General features: G+C 70.4%; 14 protein-coding genes. 7 read left to right on the forward strand and 7 right to left on the reverse strand.

Going from position 1 to position 18,046, the window contains the following annotated elements; all coding sequences use genetic code 11:
- Positions 1-127 precede the first annotated feature (127 nt).
- Positions 128-1,327, reverse strand: a complete 1,200-nt coding sequence (locus QSK26_RS22170) for a cytochrome P450 (protein ID WP_285777139.1) — start codon at positions 1,325-1,327, stop codon at positions 128-130.
- 428 nt (positions 1,328-1,755) lie between these two features.
- A complete protein-coding gene (locus QSK26_RS22175) occupies positions 1,756-2,838 on the reverse strand; it encodes a hypothetical protein (RefSeq protein ID WP_285777140.1) in 1,083 nt (360 codons plus the stop codon).
- A 151-nt stretch (positions 2,839-2,989) separates the two neighbouring features.
- Here QSK26_RS22175 and QSK26_RS22180 point away from each other — a divergent pair, with 151 nt between their 5' ends.
- The 3 genes from QSK26_RS22180 (at position 2,990) to QSK26_RS22190 (ending at position 5,500) form a co-directional block, all read left to right on the forward strand.
- Entirely contained in the window at positions 2,990-3,532 is a 543-nt protein-coding gene (locus QSK26_RS22180; RefSeq protein ID WP_285777141.1) for a sigma-70 family RNA polymerase sigma factor, read from the forward strand.
- Positions 3,529-4,170 (forward strand): permease-like cell division protein FtsX, encoded by a 642-nt coding sequence (locus QSK26_RS22185; RefSeq protein ID WP_285777142.1) that lies wholly within the window; start codon positions 3,529-3,531, stop codon positions 4,168-4,170. The genes QSK26_RS22180 and QSK26_RS22185 overlap by 4 nt, the downstream gene beginning before the upstream one ends.
- A gap of 367 nt (positions 4,171-4,537) precedes the next feature.
- Entirely contained in the window at positions 4,538-5,500 is a 963-nt protein-coding gene (locus QSK26_RS22190) for a UbiA family prenyltransferase (RefSeq protein WP_285777143.1), read from the forward strand.
- Between the two features lie 44 nt (positions 5,501-5,544).
- Here QSK26_RS22190 and QSK26_RS22195 read toward each other — a convergent pair whose 3' ends face one another.
- The 5 genes from QSK26_RS22195 to ispH all read right to left on the reverse strand — a co-directional run bounded on the left by QSK26_RS22195 (position 5,545) and on the right by ispH (position 13,618).
- Positions 5,545-7,833, reverse strand: a complete 2,289-nt coding sequence (locus QSK26_RS22195; protein ID WP_285777144.1) for an ATP-binding protein — start codon at positions 7,831-7,833, stop codon at positions 5,545-5,547.
- A gap of 622 nt (positions 7,834-8,455) precedes the next feature.
- Positions 8,456-9,649, reverse strand: a complete 1,194-nt coding sequence (gene ispG, locus QSK26_RS22200; protein WP_285777145.1) for a flavodoxin-dependent (E)-4-hydroxy-3-methylbut-2-enyl-diphosphate synthase — start codon at positions 9,647-9,649, stop codon at positions 8,456-8,458.
- Positions 9,646-11,487: a 1-deoxy-D-xylulose-5-phosphate synthase gene (locus tag QSK26_RS22205; RefSeq protein ID WP_285777146.1), complete on the reverse strand. Its 1,842-nt coding sequence runs from the start codon at positions 11,485-11,487 to the stop codon at positions 9,646-9,648. The genes ispG and QSK26_RS22205 overlap by 4 nt, the downstream gene beginning before the upstream one ends.
- 98 nt (positions 11,488-11,585) lie before the next feature.
- Positions 11,586-12,629: a polyprenyl synthetase family protein gene (locus QSK26_RS22210; protein WP_285777147.1), complete on the reverse strand. Its 1,044-nt coding sequence runs from the start codon at positions 12,627-12,629 to the stop codon at positions 11,586-11,588.
- A 41-nt stretch (positions 12,630-12,670) separates the two neighbouring features.
- The gene (ispH, locus tag QSK26_RS22215) at positions 12,671-13,618 is read right to left on the reverse strand and encodes a 4-hydroxy-3-methylbut-2-enyl diphosphate reductase (RefSeq protein WP_285777148.1); all 948 of its coding nucleotides are present in this window, start codon (positions 13,616-13,618) and stop codon (positions 12,671-12,673) included.
- Positions 13,619-13,911: 293 nt separating this feature from the next.
- Between ispH and QSK26_RS22220 the strand changes: the two genes are divergently transcribed.
- From QSK26_RS22220 to QSK26_RS22235, 4 genes are all read left to right on the forward strand, one after another.
- Positions 13,912-15,210, forward strand: coding sequence for an IS701 family transposase (locus QSK26_RS22220; RefSeq protein ID WP_285777149.1), 1,299 nt, complete (start codon positions 13,912-13,914; stop codon positions 15,208-15,210).
- A gap of 76 nt (positions 15,211-15,286) precedes the next feature.
- Entirely contained in the window at positions 15,287-16,459 is a 1,173-nt protein-coding gene (locus tag QSK26_RS22225; protein ID WP_285777150.1) for a 3-deoxy-7-phosphoheptulonate synthase, read from the forward strand.
- A 55-nt stretch (positions 16,460-16,514) separates the two neighbouring features.
- Positions 16,515-17,285, forward strand: coding sequence for a 2,3-dihydro-2,3-dihydroxybenzoate dehydrogenase (locus tag QSK26_RS22230; RefSeq protein ID WP_285777151.1), 771 nt, complete (start codon positions 16,515-16,517; stop codon positions 17,283-17,285).
- 51 nt (positions 17,286-17,336) lie between these two features.
- Entirely contained in the window at positions 17,337-18,023 is a 687-nt protein-coding gene (locus QSK26_RS22235) for an isochorismatase family protein (RefSeq protein WP_285777152.1), read from the forward strand.
- Positions 18,024-18,046 lie beyond the last annotated feature (23 nt).

Consider the following 18,046-nt stretch of genomic DNA (forward strand, 5'->3'; position numbering starts at 1 on the left):
GAGCGTAGGAAGCGGCCCTCCCCCGCGACATCGGCCACGGGCACTGACCTGCCTAGTTCCGCGGAACTACCCGGCGGCGGCCGACCGGCCCGCGGACGGGAGCCGGTGCGGTCACGGAACAGCCGGATCAGATCAGCGGGAGGCGGCGTACCCCGGTCATGGTCGGTGTGGGGATGAAGGTCACGGGGTCCTCGGGATCGGTGCGCAGGGTGCCGAAACGGTCGAGCAGGATGTCCAGTGCGACCCGTCCCTCCAGCCGGGCCAGCGGCGCGCCCAGGCAGAAGTGGATGCCGCGGCCGAAGCCGAGATGGGGGTTGGGGTCGCGGGTGGGGTCGAAGACGCCGGGGGCGGGGAACTGCCGGGGGTCCCTGTTCGCCGCGGCCAGCCAGACCATGAGCAGCCGGTCGGCCGGTATCGTCACACCGCCGAGCTCGACCTCACGCGTGGTGGACCGGGCGACGGCTGCGAACGGGGTGAAGAGGCGCAGGGACTCCTCGATGACGGCCGGGATCGACGCGCGGTCGGCCCGGACCCTGGCCTGCTGTTCGGGGAAGGCGTCCAGGCACAGCACCGTGTTGCCGAGCAGCATCGTCGTGGTGACGTGCCCGGCGAGCAGCAGGATGATCGCGAAGTTGACCACCTGGTAGTCGGGAAGCCGTTCCCCGTCCACCTCGGCCTCGACCAGCCTGGTGAGCAGGTCGGCACGCGGCTGCCTTCTGCGCTCGGCGGCGTGGCCGGCGAGATAGTCCGCCATCTCCTTCCACGGTCGCAGCGTGGCCTGGATGTCCACGTTCTGGTCCTCGATGGGCTCGGCCAGCGAGATCTTGGTGTCGCGCTGGAAGAGCGCGTCCGCCCACTGCTTGAACAGGGCGCGATCCCCGCTGGGCACCCCCAGGAGTTCGGCGATGACGATGACCGGCAGCGGATAGGCGAGGTCGGCCACCAACTCCAGCCGGCCGCGATCCCGCGCCGCGTCGAGCAGCTCGTGGGTGAGGGCGGCGATCCTCGGTTCGAGGTCCGCGACGACCTTGCGGGTGAAGGCGCTGCTGACCAGTTTGCGGAGTTTCCCGTGCTCCGGCGGGTCGATCTGGGTGATGAAGCCCTCCAGCGAGAAGCCCTCGCCCTCCGGTATCAGGCCCTTGGGGATCACGCGCATGGTGTCGGAGGAGAACGTCGCGGGGTCAGCGAGGACCTGCTGCGCCTCCGGGTGACCGTAGACGCTCCACATGCCGGCCGCCGTGTCGAACTCGACCGGCTCGCCCTCTCGCGGGCCGTGCAGCCAGAAGTGCTGCTGAGAGATGTTGTACCGCTCGACGATGTCGGTCATCGCCTCTCCTTCAGTCGCGGATCCACTTGCTGTGACAGCCGGGTCACGTCGTGGGCGGCCCCGCGAAGGCACGGCGGCCTTCGGCGCAGGCGGCGAAGGCACGGCGGCCTTCGGCGCAGGCCGGACTCGCGCTCGAAGCACGGAGATGTGATCGGCTGGGCCCCGGATCGCCGACGGGCGGCACGTGTGGCGTCATCGCGGTGATCGGCGGGCACGGGCGCCTCCCCGGAGTCGGTCGGATATCACGTTGCCGACCAGACTTCCCGGCGCTCCGTCATCGACGCTAACAGCGCCCGGCCCGCTTGACCAGACGTTCGCCGGGCCTCTTCCCGTCCAGTATCCAGGCCGCCACCGCCCCGTCGGCGACCTCCGGCGACGCCACGGTGGCGCCCGTACTTCTCAGGCGGCGACCGGCGACCGGCCCGTGATCAGATGGGCAGGGTCGCGGCCAGCGGGGCGCCGATCTGGATGTCGAAGTACGCCGCGAAATCGCGCGCGCCGGTGCCGCCCCGGCGCGCGTCGATGATCAAAACCGTCCCGGCCACGATGCCGGCGAAGCCGGTGCCGGACCGCCGGCACTCCTCGATGCGCGCGGTGATCGGGCCGCGGACCGCCTCGGTGAGGAAGGTGAGCCCGCGCGGGAACTCCTCGCCGAGCAGGTGCCGTTGCCGCCCCGACTCGATCAGGGTGCCGATGCCGAACCGCGCCGAGACGATCTGGTCGCCGCGGAGGGTGACCCGGAAATAGCCGTTCGACTGGGGGCGGTTGCAGCTCTCCTGGGGCGGATAGAAGCAGTCGTAACCACCGGCCCGCAGATCGTGCACGGCCGAGCTCATCGTGGTCGCGTAGTGCTCGGCGCCGAACGGCCAGCGCCGCACGGAGTCGTCCCGGGCGGTGACCACCAGTCCGTTGAGCACCGAATAGTTGTAGTCCGCGTGCCCGTCCCGCCACGAGGTCCGGGGAATCTCGTCGTGCCGCACCGTCCCGCCTCGCAGGTCCCGATCGAACTCGTCGATCTCCCGCCGCACGCGATCGCCGGCGCCGGACCAGATCGCGGCCAGCGACGGCGCCGCGGCGGCGGCGACCTGGGCGTCCGCCGGGCCGCCCGCCGGGCCGTCGACGGACGAGAACCACGCCCAGGCGAGCCGGTCGTCGCGGTCGAGCAGGAACTGCGCCACCTGCGCGTGGACCGTGCCCACCTGGTCGGGACGGCCGATCCGGCACCACAGGGCGCGGCCGTCCGCGTTGGCCCGGACCTGCGCGCAGAACCAGCCTGCCTCCCGCAGCGACCGGGTGACGGCCCCGGCCGTACCGCCGGCCGGGACGGGCCCGGCCCAGGAGTTCTCACCCGCCGGGGCGTGGTCGTAAACGCCCGCGGGCGGCAGCGGCGGCGGCTCGGCCGACGGGCCGCAGCCGGCCAGCGGGCCGAGGATCATGACTATCAGGCCGGCCGCGATCGCGCGGACGACCGGCCGGCAACGGCGGGCGGCCATGGAGTGCGGACGGGACACGGCATTCATCGAAGCCGCTCGACCACCGGTTCGGCAACTCCGGCCCTCGGGCGACATCGGAAGCGCCGTTCGCGGCGGGGACGGCACGGTGACCGGCAGCTCACGTCCGGAAGAAAAGCAGCGGATCGGGGAGGGTGAGCGTTCTCAGGGCATGGACGGTGAAATCTTGCGGTTGGCGGAGCGGGCTCCTGCGGTGCCGGCTCCGCCGACCGCCCACCCAGACGCCGAACTGGTCGCCCTTTATCGCGACCATCGGCTCAGCCTGGTGCGGCTCGCACTGCTGCTCGTCGGCGACCGGGAGACGGCCGAGGACATCGTGCAGGACGTGTTCGCCCGGTTGCACGACAAATGGCGGCCGGGGATCACCACGCTGTCGTACGTCCGGACCTGCGTGCTCAACGGTTCCCGGTCGGTACTGCGCCGCCGGGCCATGATGCTGCGCCGTACCACGTGGGTGTCCGAGGCCGAGTCCTCGGCGGAGGCCGCGGCGCTGGCCGGGGAGTCACGGCGGGAGATCCTCGTCGCGCTGGGGCGGCTGCCGCGGCGCCAGCGCGAGGCCCTGGCCCTGCGCTACTACCTCGACCTGCACGACGCCGAGATCGCGGAGGTCATGCGCATCCGGCCGGGCACCGTCAGATCCACGATCACCCGAGCACTGACCAGACTGCTGCACGAACTGGGAGACAAGGCATGAACGACATCGAGAACCGACTCCGTGCCGCCATGGCGGCCCATACCCGGACCGTGCCGGACGACGACCGCCCGCTGCCCGGGCCACGCGCGCGCCATGCCACCGGAAAAGGCGCGGTGAAGGTCACCGCCGTCGCCCTGGCCGTCACCGCGACGGTGCTGGGAGTCGTACGGCTCACCGCGCCCGCCGCGGACCCGTCGAAGGAGCACATCCTCGCCATGGCCATGAGCGGTGCGGCGTCCTCCGTGATCCCCGGAGTCGCGGTCTTCCTGTGCAGGGACGACGACATCTACCGCAGCTGCGCGGGCGGGAAGGTCACCGAGGGCGAGCGCGCCGGCATTCTGCGCACGCTGGAGGCCATGCCCGACGTGGAGGCCGTCACCTTCGAGAGCCGGGAACAGGCATGGGAGAAATTCCGGACACAGTACGCGGACAACGACGAGCTCCTGAAGGCCGTGAACTTCAGCGACATGCCCGAGTCGTTCCAGGCGCGGATCAGGGCGGGCGGGGACGCCTCGGCCGTGGCCAGGGCCGCCGGCGAACTGCCGGGCGTGTCCAACAGCATCAACAAGGCATGCCTCTTCGCATCGGGTGAAGAGTGCTCTTTCTCCGGTAACGGGCGCGAATCGCAAAGGCCCTGACCGTCGCTCTCCGCTGAAGGGCCTGCGCCGGGGCCCGGCTTTCGTCATCGGCAATGAGCAGTCGCGCCGCCTTTGGATTTATCGCCGGCGCCCGGGGCCGGTCGTCTTCATACCGGCCCCGGGCCGCCGCCGGTGAAACAGGACCCGCGGACGCCCGAGATCCGGGACCGGCGGCGGGCTCTCCTGCCATGCCAAACCCTTCCCGGCCTGCCGGTCCCGGGTGCGCTCACCCAGTTACTTGTGCGCCTATAGCAGTGTCATTGCTATTCCTCATTCGGCGGCCTGTCATCTAACTTTGCTGGAGGTATCCAATAAGAGAGTGGGAACCGACCAGGGCTACCTCCCTCCCCCGATTCAGGGAGTCAAGATGGCTGCATCGAGTACCGGCACCGCGTCGCCCGGCCTCAGGACGACCTTCGTCAATTACGCGAGACTGGTGAAGTACCAGTTCGTTCTCGACTTCTGCCTGGCGCTGATCGTCGCTTGGACGGCACTGGATGCGGGCGCGAAATACTCCGGGGAGACTTTCCTTGTCCTGCTGACGTTCATCCTGGGACAGATCGGGGTTCTGTCCGCCGTCATGTCGCTTGACGACGTCACCGGGATCAGGGACGGGAGCGACAGCGCGAACTATCTGCACGGCGACCAGACCCGCCTGCGCCCGCTCAGCCGCAAGCCGCTGCTGACCGGCGCGCTGAGCGTCTCGCACGCGGCCAGGTTCGGCTATCTGAGCATCGCGTGGGGCGTGGTGTGGTGGACGGTCACGGTGTTCCTGGCACCGCACGCGGCGCTGTGGACGATCCTCGTCACCGTGCTGCTGCTGACGGCCAGCGTCCAGTACTCCTGGGGTCTCAAGCTCAGCTACCGGGGTTTCGGGGAGATCCTTCTCCTGCTCTGCCCGGCGGCCTTCGTGGTGGCGCCCTACGGATTCCTCACCGGGACCCTCCCTCCCGTCGTGGCGGTGGCGGCGCTGGTGTTCGGGTTCGGCCAGCTCATGATCGGCGCCTACTCCAACACCAACGACATCGAAGGCGACGCCGCCGTGGGACGCCGGACCGTCGCGGTGGTCACCTCGCCGCGCGGCAACCGCGTCTTCCTGGGCTGCGCGACGGCCGCCAACCTGCTGGTGATCCTCGTCCCCGCGGTGGCGGGCTGGGTGCCGTGGTGGCTGCCGGTGGTACTCGCCCCGGTCATGGTGCTGCGGGTGCGTCAGTACGGCTCCTTCCTGCAGAACGGGAACGCGCTGCTGGCCCGCAGCCGGGGCGTGGTGGCCTTCCGCACCACCGTGGTGTGCGTCATCGTGGCGAACCTCATCCACTTCGGCCTGTGACCATGGCCACCACCACCCGGCAGGCGCGGCACCGGCACGACCGGTCACAGGTCGAGTCCGTTGCCGTTCTGCAGTTTGATCATCCAGTTGGCGACGGACACGCGCGAGGAGCAGTCGAGCTTGCGCATGATCTTCCTGAGGTGGTTGACCACCGTCCACTCCGCGATTCCGAGGCGCCGGGCGATCTTGCGGTTGGTCAGGCCGAGGGCGACCAGCTCGGCGATCTCCAGCTCCCGGCTGGTCAGCGGGTTGTCGTCGCCGTAGCGCTGCATCCGGACGACGAGCAGCGTCTGCATGGGGGTGAGCGCGTCGCCGGTGGTCTCCTGCAGGTCCATGGCGAGCCCCGCCGACCACGCCTCGTCGAATATCTCCGCGTCCAGGCGCTCGCGGGCCTCGGCCAGCACCGTGTCGACATCCGTGCCGGCGGCCCAGGGCACCGAGCACTCGACGGCGCCCCGGAGCGCGGCGGCGGCGCCCAGGCTGCGCACCGCCCGCCGCCAGCTTTCGGTGTGCCGCCCGTGACGTCTGGTGAAGAGGGCGGCCAGCCGTTCGAGACACGCTATGCAGCCGGGCAGGTCCTCCATCGCGCTGAGGACCTGAAGCGCCTCCTGGTAGCAGCGCTCCGCTCTCTCGTAGTCCTCCGTGGCCGCGGCGATGTCGGCGATGACGCACTGCACCAGCGCCGCGTTGCGCCGATCCTGGCGAGCGGTGAACGTCCGGTAGGCGCTGTCGGCCAGCTTCTCGGCCTCCGCGTACTCGCCCAGGGCGATCTTGCAGACGGCGAGGTCCCGGTCGGCGGCGGCGGGCTCGTTGTCCGGGTCGGCGGCGCGGAACGCCGCGATGCTTCTCTCCAGCAGCCGTTCGGCCTCGGCGAGGTCCCCTCGGTGGTAGGCGATCAGGCCGAGCAGCCGGCGGCAGTCGGCCATGTCCACGCACTCGGGGAGACCGGCACAGCCGCGCTGGGCGGCGCGCAGCCAGTTCTCTGCCCGGTCGTACTGGCCCATCGCGATCAGGAGCTCGCCGAGCACCAGCTCGGCGCTGGCCTTGAGTTGCAGGGGCAGGTCCGTGCTGGCCAGGCCCTGCTCCATTCTGGTCACGCACTCGTTGGTCAGGCCGCATATCTGCCAGAACTGCCGGAGCGAAACGCCGATGTATATGACCTGGGCGTAGTTCGCCGTGTCGGCCAGGAAGCGCAGGACCGCTCCGATGTCGTAGCAGTAGTGCCGTAACTCGTCGAGGCACAGCGCCTGGTCGCTGCCGGTGATCCGGGTGTCGGCGGCGGCGGCCATCTCCTGCAGGTATTTGGCGTGCCCGGTCATCACCTGGTGGTAGCCGCCGCTGTCGCGCAGCCAGTCCAGCATGTGCTGGCGGACCAGCCCGAGCATCTGGAAGGTGACCGCTCCCTCCTGACATTCGGTCAGTTGAACGACATTACGGTCGACGAGCTTCTCCAGGAAGTTCTGCACCTCCGCGGGGGACCGCCGGCTGCAGCCCACGGCGGCCGCGACGTCGAAGAGATCGTGGAACGGCGCCAGGCAGGCGAGGAAGGTCTTCTCCTCGGGGCTCAGCCGGCCCAGGCTCCACTCGATCGCCGAGCGCATGCTGTGGTGCCGGGACAGGGTGTCCGACCGGGTCCCGGACAGCACGTCGAGATCGTCGTCGAGCCCGGTCAGCAGCGCCTGCGGCGAGGACAGCTTTATCCGCGCCGCCGCCAGCTCGACGGCCAGCGGCAGCCCGTCGGTGCGGGCGCACAGCTTGGCGACCGCCTCGTAGTTCTCGGCGGTCAGCGCGAACCCGGGCCGGATGGCCCGGGTTCGATGGACGAACAGCTGCACGGTCGGTATGCGTTCCAGCTCGGCCAGGTCGAGGCGCTGGCCGAGGTCCGGTACGGGAAGTGGCGCGAGCCGGATCAGGCTCTCTCCGTACATGGCGAGCGGCTCGTCGCTGACCGCCAGCACGGTCAGCCCGGGACAGGCCGCCACGAGGGCGGTGAGCAGCGGGCGCAGGACCTCCAGGAGGCGCTCGCAACCGTCCAGGGCCAGCAGGTAGTGCCGCTCCCTCAGGTGGTTGATCATGTGCTGGTGCGTCCGCGGCGAGGTGTCCCCCGCCGCGAGGAAGAGCTCGGCGAGGACGCTTTCCCCCGCTCCCGCAGGCTCGACGGCGTGCAGGTCGAGGTATCTCCCGCCGTGCTCGAACTCGCCTGAGACGGCCTCGAAGGCCGCCGCCGCCAGCCTGCTCTTGCCTACCCCGGCCGGCCCGGTGACCGTGACCAACCGCGCCCTGGGATCGAGCAGCCTGCCCCGTAAGTCGGCGAATTCGGATTCCCGCCCCACGAGGGGGGTGGGAGCGTGGGCCGGCGATGCGCTGACGCTGTCACCACCGGGGAAAGCCACACTCTCTATCTTGTTCCGGTCCATCACATTCCCCCTGCCCCAGATGAACACTCAACGTTGCCGCAATTGATGCATCACGAGGATCTGGGAACACTATATGCACATGAGGGAACTATCCACTATGCCCGGTAATGGCATGAATATGGCAATATGATGCCATCATATTGCCTCAGTCAGGGACAACACACCCATCGACTACCGAGCGTTACAGGTTGTCATCTCGACCACAATCCCGCAAGCTATATCACATCAGCCGTCACGACGGGCGGTTCCGCCACATCGGTCCCGATTCATCGCATGGCCGGATCGCCGGTGAAGTGCGCATATATCCGATCCGGCGGTCCGGCCACATAAGGATCATGAACGGCGATTCCACCTGCTCCCGCCGAGCAGAGAGATCATCCGACGCTATCGCGGAATTTGGCACGGTCCTCAATAGCGAAATAGCGAAATATACCAGGGATCAGGACATGACGCTCGGGCCGCGGCCCGCCGGCGAGAGGACCGCCGGCCGCCGCGGCGCCGGGCTCACCGTACGGCTCGCGCGACGTGGATCCGCACGTCAGTCACCGGACCCGACGACCCGCACCTCCGGGGTCGCGTCGTCGTCGAGGTCGTCCAGGCCGACGGACACCCCCATGTCCTCGGCCAGCCGCAGCGCCTCCTCGACCAGGGTCTCGACGATCTGCGACTCTGGAACGGTCTTGATGACCTCGCCCCTGACGAAGATCTGCCCCTTGCCGTTGCCCGACGCCACGCCCAGATCGGCCTCCCGAGCCTCCCCGGGACCGTTGACCACGCACCCCATCACCGCCACCCGAAGCGGCACGGGCAACCCGGCCAGGGCGGCGCTGACCTGGTCCGCCAGCGTGTAGACGTCCACCTGCGCCCGGCCGCACGACGGGCAGGAGACGATCTCCAGACCTCGCTCGCGCAGCGCCAGCGACTCCAGGATCGCGATGCCGACCTTGACCTCCTCGACCGGCGGCGCGGACAGCGACACCCGGATCGTGTCCCCGATGCCCTCGGCCAGCAGCGCCCCGAACGCCACGGCGGACTTCACCGTGCCCTGGAACGCCGGACCCGCCTCGGTCACCCCGAGGTGCAGCGGATAGTCGCACTGCTGGGCCAGTTGCCGGTAAGCCTCGACCATCACCACCGGATCGTGGTGCTTCACCGAGATCTTGATGTCCCTGAAGTCGTGCTCCTCGAACAGGGAGCACTCCCACAGGGCCGAGGCCACGAGAGCCTCCGACGTGGGCTTGCCGTACTTGTCCAGCAGGCGTTTGTCCAGCGACCCGGCGTTGACCCCGATCCGGATCGGCACGCCCGCGTCCCGCGCCGCCTTGGCGATGGCGCCCACCTGGTCGTCGAACTTCTTGATGTTGCCCGGGTTCACCCGCACCGCCGCGCAGCCGGCCTCGATCGCGGCGAACACGTACCGGGGCTGGAAGTGGATGTCGGCGATCACCGGGATCCGGGACTTGGCGGCGATCTCGCGCAGCGCCTCGGCGTCGTCGGCCGACGGCACCGCCACCCGGACGATCTGGCACCCGGCCGCGGTCAGCTCCGCGATCTGCTGCAGTGTGGCGTTCACGTTCGCGGTCACCGTGGTGGTCATCGACTGCACCGACACCGGCGCGCCGCCGCCGACCGGCACCGACCCCACCATGACCTGGCGGGACTTGCGCCGCTCGGCCAGGGCCTTCTGACCGCCGGAGCCGCGGACCCCCGGCATGCCCAACTGGACGCTCATCGTCCGCCCTCGATCCGCTCCGGTGACACCAGCAGCCCGCTGAGTTCCTCGTCCAGGACGGTGCCGCGCGCTCCGGCGCCCGAGCCCTTGGCGAGTTCCTCGGCGGCTGCCAGCGCGATGTCGGGCGCGGTGAGCCCGCATCCGGACAGCAGGTCGGCCCGTTTCCCGTGTTCCAGGAAGCGTCGCGGGATCCCGAAGGTGCGCAGCGGCGTGGTCACGTCCGCGTCCTGCAACGCCTGGGCGATCGTCGAACCCACCCCGCTGGTGCGGCTGTTGTCCTCGATGGTGATCACGAGGCGGTGCCGGCGGGCCACGTCGCCCAGGACGGGGTTGACCGGGGTCACCCAGCGCGGATCGATCACCGTGGTGCCGATCCCCTGCGCACGCAGCGTTTCCGCGACGCCCAGGGCCACTCCGGCGAGCGCGCCCACCGACACGATGAGCACGTCCAGCGAACCGGCGCGCTGCAACACGTCCATCCCGCCGAACGTCGCCACCGCCGGCAGGTCCGCACCGGCCGCCCCCTTCGCGAAGCGCACCAGAGTCGGCCCCTGCTCCCACGCGACCGCCTCGCCGAGCAGCTCGGCCAGCCGGGCGCCGTCCCTCGGGGCGGCGATCCGCAGTCCGGGGACGACCTGCAGGATCGACAGGTCCCACATCCCGTTGTGGCTCGGGCCGTCGTCGCCGGTGATCCCCGAGCGGTCCAGCACGAAGGTCACCGGGCGGCGGTGCAGCGCCACGTCCATCAGCAACTGGTCGAAGGCCCGGTTGACGAACGTGGCGTAGATGGCCACCACCGGATGCATCCCGCCCATCGACAGGCCGGCCGCCATCGTGACGGCGTGCTGCTCGGCGATGCCGACGTCGATCACCCGGTCGGGGAAGCGCCGCTTCATCTCCAGCAGCCCCGTCGGCTCCAGCATCGACGCGGTGATCGCCACGAGGTCCGGCCGCCGCTCCGCGAGTGCGGCGATCTCCCTGCCGAACACCGCCGTGTAGGAGGGCGGCGGGACGCGCAGCGCCTTGCCGCTGACCGGGTCCATCGGGCCGACGACGTGCCCGCGGTCGAGCTCGTTCTCCTCGGTGTGCACGAAGCCGCGGCCCTTCTCGGTGACCGCGTGCACGACCACCGGACCGCCGAGTTCGCGTGCCCTGGTCAGCGCGGACTCCAGCGCCTCGATGTCGTGCCCGTCGACCGGGCCGAGGTAGGACAGCCCGAGCTGCTCGAACACTCCCGGCCAGGACTGCCCCTCGCGCAGTACGGCCAGGTGGTCGGCCAGGCCGCCGATGGTCGGCGCGTAGGAGCGCGTGTTGTCGTTGAGCACGATGATCAGCCCGCGCTCGGGACCGCCGGCGATGTTGTTGAGCGCCTCCCAGGCCATGCCGCCGGTGAGCGCGCCGTCTCCGATGACCGCGACCACCGCCCGGTCGCGCACGTCACGGTAGGCGTCCGCGCGGGCCAGGCCGTCCGCGTACGACAGCGAGGTCGAGGCGTGCGAGTTCTCCACCAGGTCGTGCTCGGACTCGGCCGCGGACGGGTAGCCCGACAGGCCGTCCGCCTGCCGGAGCCGGTCGAACCCGGCCCGCCGGCCGGTGAGGATCTTGTGCACGTACGACTGGTGGCCGGTGTCCCACACCAGCCGGTCGCGCGGGGAGTCGAAGACGCGGTGCAGCGCGATCGTCAGCTCCACCACGCCCAGGTTCGGGCCCAGGTGCCCCCCGGTACGGGAGACCCGGTCGATGAGGAACTCGCGAATCTCGGCGGCCAGCACGTCCAGCTCCGCCATGTCCATCTGCCGCAGCCGGACCAGTCCATCCAGCGAGTCCAACAAGGCCAACGTGATCACTCCTAGAGCTAGTCCGGCCGGTTCCTGTTCACGGGGCGACGGCGCCGCCCGGATGCCCGTGACGCGCGGTCCCGGGCACCCGCGGCCGCTCACCGATCCCGGTAGGCGACTTCCAGCGCCATCTCTGTCAACTCGGCGCGCCAGGCATCGTCTACGGGCGCCTGGGCGATCGATTCGCGGGCCCGCTCGACCAGGTCGCCGATGTGCTTCTCGATCTGGTCGCCGATCCCGATCTCGGTGAGCCGCTCGCTGATCCGGCCGGTGTCCCAGTCCGGCGCGTCGAGCAGCCGCCGGACGTGCTCGTCCCGCTGCGCGGCCCAGGCGAGCAGCAGCGTCATCTTGTGCTGGTGCAGGTCGTGGCCGACCGGCTTCCCCGCGGCCCGGCTGTCGCCGAACGCGTCGATCATGTCGTCGCGGAGCTGGAACGCCTCGCCCAGCGCCTCGCCGTACTCGGCGAAGACCGGCGCCAGGTCGTGCCGGCCGGCGATCGCGGCGCCGAGCAGCAGCGGCCGGTGGATGCTGTAGCGCCCGGACTTGCACACCGCGATCCAGCGCAGCAGTTCCGGCTCGATCACCGATTCGGCGGCCACCGCCAGGTCCAGGTACTGGCCGACGGCGATCTCGGTGAGCAGTTCGTCCCAGACCTCGCGGGCCTGCGGCGACAGGGTGCCGGCGAGCCGGCCGGCGTAGATGTTGGCCAGATCGCCGGAGAGGATCGCGACCCCCTCGCCGAACCGGCGCGCCTCCCCCCGCCAGCCGCGCACCTGGTGCTCGGCGGTGTGCCGGACGTGCACGGCGGGCGCGCCGCGGCGCGAGTCGGCCGCGTCCAGCACGTCGTCGTGGATGAGGGCGCCCACGTGCACCAGCTCAAGCCCGGACGCCACGTCCACGATCGTGGTGTCGTCGAGACGGCCGCCGGCCGCGAGGAACCCGCTCACGCAGAACGCGGGACGCAGCCGTTTGCCGCCGGCCCGTACCAGCGCGGCCACCGCGTCCACCGGCACCTCGGCCCGGCGGTCCACCGTGCCCCAGCGGGCCTGCTCGGCGTCGAGGAAGGCGGTCAGCCGCCGTTCCACTCTCTCCATCAGCGAGAGGCGGAGCCGTCGTGCCTCCGTCACCGTGGTGTCCAACATCTGCAGTGCTCCTCCCTGCGGCCTCAACCGTCCCTACCGGCTCAAGTCGTCGCGGAGCCGGTGAGCCTGGCGGGCGGCGCGAAGACGACGTTCTCCTTCGCGACGCTCTCGATCTCCACATCGCTGTAGCCGTGCTCGGCCAGCTCGGCGAGCAGCTGGTCGACCAGGATCTCGGGCGCGCTGGCCCCGGCGCTCACCCCGACCGTGCCGACGCCGGCCAGCCAGCCGGAGTCGAAGTCGGTGACGTCGGGCACCAGGTGCGCCGGGACGCCGTGCCTGCGGGCCACCTCGACCATGCGGATGGAGTTGCTGGAGTTGCGTGAGCCGACGACCAGCACCAGGTCGCTGCGGGGCACGATGGCCTTGATGGCGTCCTGCCGGTTCTGGCTCGCGTAGCAGATGTCGTCGGTTCCCGGCCCCAGCAGGTCGGTGAACCGGCGTTGCAGCACGCCGATGATGTCCCTGGTCTCATCCACCGACAGCGTCGTCTGGGTGAGGTAGGCCACCGGCGTGTCCGGCGCCAGTTCCAGCCGCTCCGCGTCCTCGACCGTCTCGATGATCACCGTCTGCGTGGGCGCGTGCCCGTAGGTGCCCTCGACCTCCTCGTGGTCGGCGTGCCCGACGAGCAGCAGGGTGCGGCCCTGGACGGCATAACGCTTGGCCTCCTGGTGCACCTTGGAGACCAGCGGGCAGGTCGCGTCGATCACGTCGAGCTGCCGCGCCTGCGCGTTCTGCCGGACCTGCGGTGAAACACCGTGGGCGGAGAAAACGCAGACCGCGCCCGCCGGCACCTCGTCCTCGGAATCCACGAACCGCGCGCCGCGCCGTTTCAGCAGCCCGACCACGTAGTGATTGTGGACGATTTCCTTGCGTACATAGATAGGTGGCCCGTGGCGTTCAAGGGCCAGCTCGATGATGTTGATCGCCCGGCGTACCCCTGCACAGAAGCTGCGGGGTTCCGCAAGAATTACCTTCTTCTTCACCTGCATACCGACTCCGCTTCCACGCCGCCCGGCGGGTAGGCATTTCCAGCCATGACACAGACCGGACGCCGGAGAGTCAATCTGCACGGCAAGGAGTTAGCAGTAATCAGCCATGCATGGGCAGCCACCATGTACCACCCCTGCTCGGCATGATTCCGTCACCGCCTGCGGCCCCCGGAGCTGAACATTGCTGCCTTATTGTCATTCATCCTGAGGACAGGAAATCCATAGCATCGGGGAATCGAAGTCGCTGGAGAAGATCGTTTCCGGCAGGTGAAAACGACAGCCTGGGGACTGCCATGAGAACCGCCGACCTGAGATCCCTCGAACCGTCCGGCACGGACGCGACCGCGACGCGCTCGGTGGCGCCGCCGGCCATGCCGGTCGCCGGCGCCCAGAGAACACGCTCAGGCGCAGACGATCCGGCACAGGCCGTGGCGGATCCCAAGACGGTGTTCACCGAGCTCTGCGCGGCGCTGTTCGCCTTCCTGCGTCGCAGCGACCAGCGCAGGAAGGGCGAGGACTACGTCCGCGGCCTGCTGGAGGCCCCCGGGCGCAAGTCGATCCGGAGCATGGCGGCGATCCTCGGCGGCAGGGGCACCGCGCAGAGCCTGCACCATTTCATCTGCAGTTCCACCTGGGACTGGGTCCCGGTACGCCAGAGCCTGGCGCACTATCTCGTGGACACGACGCCGCCGGCCGCCTGGGTGCTGCGCCCCATGGTGATCCCGAAGGCCGGACAGCACTCCGTCGGCGTGGGCAAGTACTTCTCCCCTGCCGACGGGCAGATGCTCAACGCCCAGCAGGCCATCGGTCTGTGGACCGCTTCGGAGCAGTTCACCGGTCCGATCAACTGGCGGCTCCACCTGCCGGTCGCCTGGTTCGAGGAGGTGCAGGGCGACGGCCGGGCGGCACTCCTGGCCGGGGCCGGATCGGACCAGCCCAGCGACTGCGCGATCGAGGCGTACATGGAGGCGATGTCGGACTGGGGCCTGCCGGCCCGGCCGGTCGTGGTGAACCTGGAGACCACCCAGACGATGCCGGTCGTCCGCGCGCTGCACTCCATGGGGTCCAGGTTCGTCGCCAAGATCGGCGGTAACGTGCCGCTCACCGTGGACGACCCCGCGCTGACCGGCTACGGGGCGAGCACGCTCCCGGCCCGGCAGATCATGCACGCCGCCCGCAGGCTGCGGCGGCCGGTGATGTGGCCGGGTCAGTCGGCGAACGGGATACGGGGAACCAGCCTGCTCGCCTCCGTGCGGGTGCGCGAGGCCCCGACGGCCGACCAGGCGCCGGCGTCCATCCGGCGCGGGCGGCGGCTGCTGCTGTGGGGGGTCGCGGAACACGGCGGGAGCTGGCCGGGCGAGCTGTGGCTGAGCGACCTGGGCACCACCCATCCCGCCGCCCTGCTCCGGCTGAGCAGGCTCTCCGCCAAGGTGGACCACGACTTCAGCACCGTCTCCGAGCAGGTGGGCATCCGCGACTACGTCGGACGCTCCTATGCCGGGTGGCACCGGCACATCACCCTCGCCTCCGCCGCGCACGCCATCGCCGTACGGTCCGCCTTCTCCACGTGGCCGTTGAACAGGGCTTCTTGAGACACGACGGTTCGCGAGGCCGACCGTACGTTGCCGCACCACCGCCTCGCCACTCGCTTCGTTCAGGGAGACACCAGTGGAGGACGAGCTACTCAAGATCCGGTCGAGACCCGCGGCACAGCAGCCGGAGTGGGGGGACGCCCCGCTCCTGACCACGGTGCACAGGCGGCTTCGGAACAGTCCCGGGCTGGTGTGCGGCGATGACGTCTCCCGCCTGCGCTCGGTCCTGGCGCGGGTGGCGGCGGGGCAGGCGCTCGTCGTCCTGGCCGGCGACTGCAGCGAGGACCCGGCCGAGTGCACCGCCGCCTCCGTCGCGCGCAAGGTCGGGCTGCTGGACCTGCTCGCCGGCACCCTCAAGATGATCACGGGCAAGCCGGTCGTGCGCGCCGGGCGCATCGCCGGTCAGTTCGCCAAGCCCCGCTCCCGTCCCACCGAGCGCCGGGGCGACGTCACGCTGCCGGTGTACCGGGGCCACATGGTCAACAGCCCCGACCCCGATCCGCTCCGCAGGAGGCCCGACCCGCTGCGGATCCTGGCCGGTTACCGGGCGGCGGCCGAGGCCATGTCGCAACTGGGCTGGCTGGGCGACCGGACCGGGTTCGACATCGACCCGCCGGTCTGGACCGCCCACGAGGCGCTGCTCCTCGACTACGAGCTGCCCATGCTCCGCCGGGACGCGCACGGACAGCATCTGCTCGCCTCCACGCACTGGCCGTGGATCGGCGACCGGACCCGGGACGTGGACGGCGCGCACGTGTCGCTGCTGTCCATGGTGATCAACCCGGTGGCCTGCAAGATCGGCCCCGGTGTCACGACCGGCGAACTCCTGGAGCTGTGCCGGCGGCTGGACCCCGGCCGCGTCCCCGGGCGGCTGACCCTGGTCGCGCGGATGGGTCCCGAGGCCGTGGCCGACCGGCTTCCCCCTCTGGTGGCGGCGGTGCGCGGCGCCGGACATCCGGTGATCTGGCTGACCGATCCGCTGCACGCCAACACCGTCACCACCCCCAGCGGGCTGAAGACCCGCTACGTGGACACGGTCGTCCGCGAGGTCCAGCGGTTCCAGATCGCGGTCACCAGCGCCGGCGGCGTCGCGGGCGGGCTGCACCTGGAGACCACCCCGGACGAGGTGACCGAGTGCGTGGCCAACAGCTCGGACGACGACCGCGTGACCGACAAGTACACCACCTTCTGCGACCCCCGGCTCAACCCGAGCCAGGCCGTGTCGGTGATCTCGGCCTGGACCTGGTGACCAACGACCCATCGGCGGCGACTTCGAGCCCCGCCGTATCGAGGAGGGAACCGCGATGGACAACGGCATCGCCGTCGTTACCGGTGCCGCGAGCGGAATAGGCGCGTCGGTCGCCCGTGCCCTGGGGAAGCTCGGGGTCACGGTGGCCGCCGTGGACTCCGACGCCGACACGCTGCGGCGCACCACCGAGAAGCTCACCGCGGACGGACTGCACGCCGTGGGGTACGCGGCCGACGTGGCGGACCGCGCCGAAGTCGAGGCGATGGCCGAGGCGGTCGAACGTGACCTGGGGCCGGTGGACCACCTGGTCAACTGCGCCGGGATCCTCCGCCTGGGCCGGGTCCTCGACCTCACCCGGGACGACTGGGCCGCCAGCCTCGCGGTGAACACGACCGGCGTCTTCAACACCTCGCAGGCTCTGGTCCGGCGGATGGTGCCGCGGTCGCGCGGGGCCGTCGTCACCGTGGTGTCCAACGCGGCCACCACCCCCCGGATGGACATGGCCGCCTACGCGGCGTCCAAGGCGGCCGCCGCGGCGTTCACGAAGTGCCTGGGGCTTGAGGTCGCCGGGTACGGGATCCGCTGCAACATGGTCGCCCCCGGCTCGACGGACACCCCGATGCTCAGGTCGATGTGGACCGGCGAAACCGGCCCGCAGACGACGATCGACGGGCGGCCCGAAGCCTACCGGCTGGGCATCCCGCTGCGCCGGCTGGCGCGTCCGGACGACATCGCCGAGGCCGTGCTCTTCCTGCTGTCCGAGCGCGCGGCCCACATCACGATGCACACGCTGACCGTCGACGGAGGAGCCACCCTCGGCACCTGACCACCTTCGGGCACCGAAGCGTCACAAGCGCACCCGACCGAAAGGAAGACCATGCCCGGTATCCCGGCCATCAGCCCATATCCACTGCCCCAACAGGAAGATCTCCCCGGCAACGTCGCCGGGTGGTCCGCCGATCCGGACCGCGCCGTGCTGCTCATCCACGACATGCAGCGCTTCTTTCTCCGGCCCTTCGCCGCCGCCCCGGAGCTCAGGGAGACCCTGGTCGGGAACATCGCCCTGCTCCGCGAGCGGTGCGGCGCGCTCGGCGTCCCGGTGGCGTACACCGCGCAGCCGGGGAGCATGACCGACGAGCAGCGCGGCCTGCTCAAGGACTTCTGGGGGCCCGGCATGCGGGTGGATCCCGCCGACCGGCAGATCGTCTCCCCGCTGCTGCCGGGACCCGACGACTGGATGTTCACGAAATGGCGCTACAGCGCCTTCCACCGCTCCGATCTCCTGGAACGGATGCGCCGCCACGACCGGGACCAACTGATCATCTGCGGCGTTTACGCGCATGTCGGCGTGCTGATGACCGCCGTCGACGCGTTCACCCACGACATCCGGCCGTTCCTGGTCGCCGACGCCGTCGCCGACTTCTCCGCCGAGTTCCACCGGATGACCATCGAGTACGCGGCACAGCGTTGCGCGGTGGTCGGCACGACCGACGACATCCTCGCCCGACTCGGTGCGGCCACGACCGGCCAGGCCGCGGGGCATCTCCACGAGGCCATTCGCTGACCAAGACCGAGGAGGGAGGGAGC

The sequence above is a fragment of the Microtetraspora sp. NBRC 13810 genome (genome assembly GCF_030268685.1).
In the GTDB taxonomy this organism is placed as follows: Bacteria; Actinomycetota; Actinomycetes; order Streptosporangiales; family Streptosporangiaceae; genus BSRQ01.

What these genes read in the sequence shown, in the direction of transcription:
- QSK26_RS22170 (WP_285777139.1), bottom strand. Translation starts at nt 1,327, where the DNA reads ATGACCGACATCGTCGAGCGGTACAACATCTCTCAGCAGCACTTCTGG.
- QSK26_RS22180 (WP_285777141.1), top strand. Translation starts at nt 2,990, where the DNA reads ATGGACGGTGAAATCTTGCGGTTGGCGGAGCGGGCTCCTGCGGTGCCG.
- QSK26_RS22185 (WP_285777142.1), top strand. Translation starts at nt 3,529, where the DNA reads ATGAACGACATCGAGAACCGACTCCGTGCCGCCATGGCGGCCCATACC.
- QSK26_RS22190 (WP_285777143.1), top strand. Translation starts at nt 4,538, where the DNA reads ATGGCTGCATCGAGTACCGGCACCGCGTCGCCCGGCCTCAGGACGACC.
- ispG (WP_285777145.1), bottom strand. Translation starts at nt 9,649, where the DNA reads ATGAGCGTCCAGTTGGGCATGCCGGGGGTCCGCGGCTCCGGCGGTCAG.
- QSK26_RS22210 (WP_285777147.1), bottom strand. Translation starts at nt 12,629, where the DNA reads ATGTTGGACACCACGGTGACGGAGGCACGACGGCTCCGCCTCTCGCTG.
- ispH (WP_285777148.1), bottom strand. Translation starts at nt 13,618, where the DNA reads ATGCAGGTGAAGAAGAAGGTAATTCTTGCGGAACCCCGCAGCTTCTGT.
- QSK26_RS22220 (WP_285777149.1), top strand. Translation starts at nt 13,912, where the DNA reads ATGAGAACCGCCGACCTGAGATCCCTCGAACCGTCCGGCACGGACGCG.
- QSK26_RS22230 (WP_285777151.1), top strand. Translation starts at nt 16,515, where the DNA reads ATGGACAACGGCATCGCCGTCGTTACCGGTGCCGCGAGCGGAATAGGC.
- QSK26_RS22235 (WP_285777152.1), top strand. Translation starts at nt 17,337, where the DNA reads ATGCCCGGTATCCCGGCCATCAGCCCATATCCACTGCCCCAACAGGAA.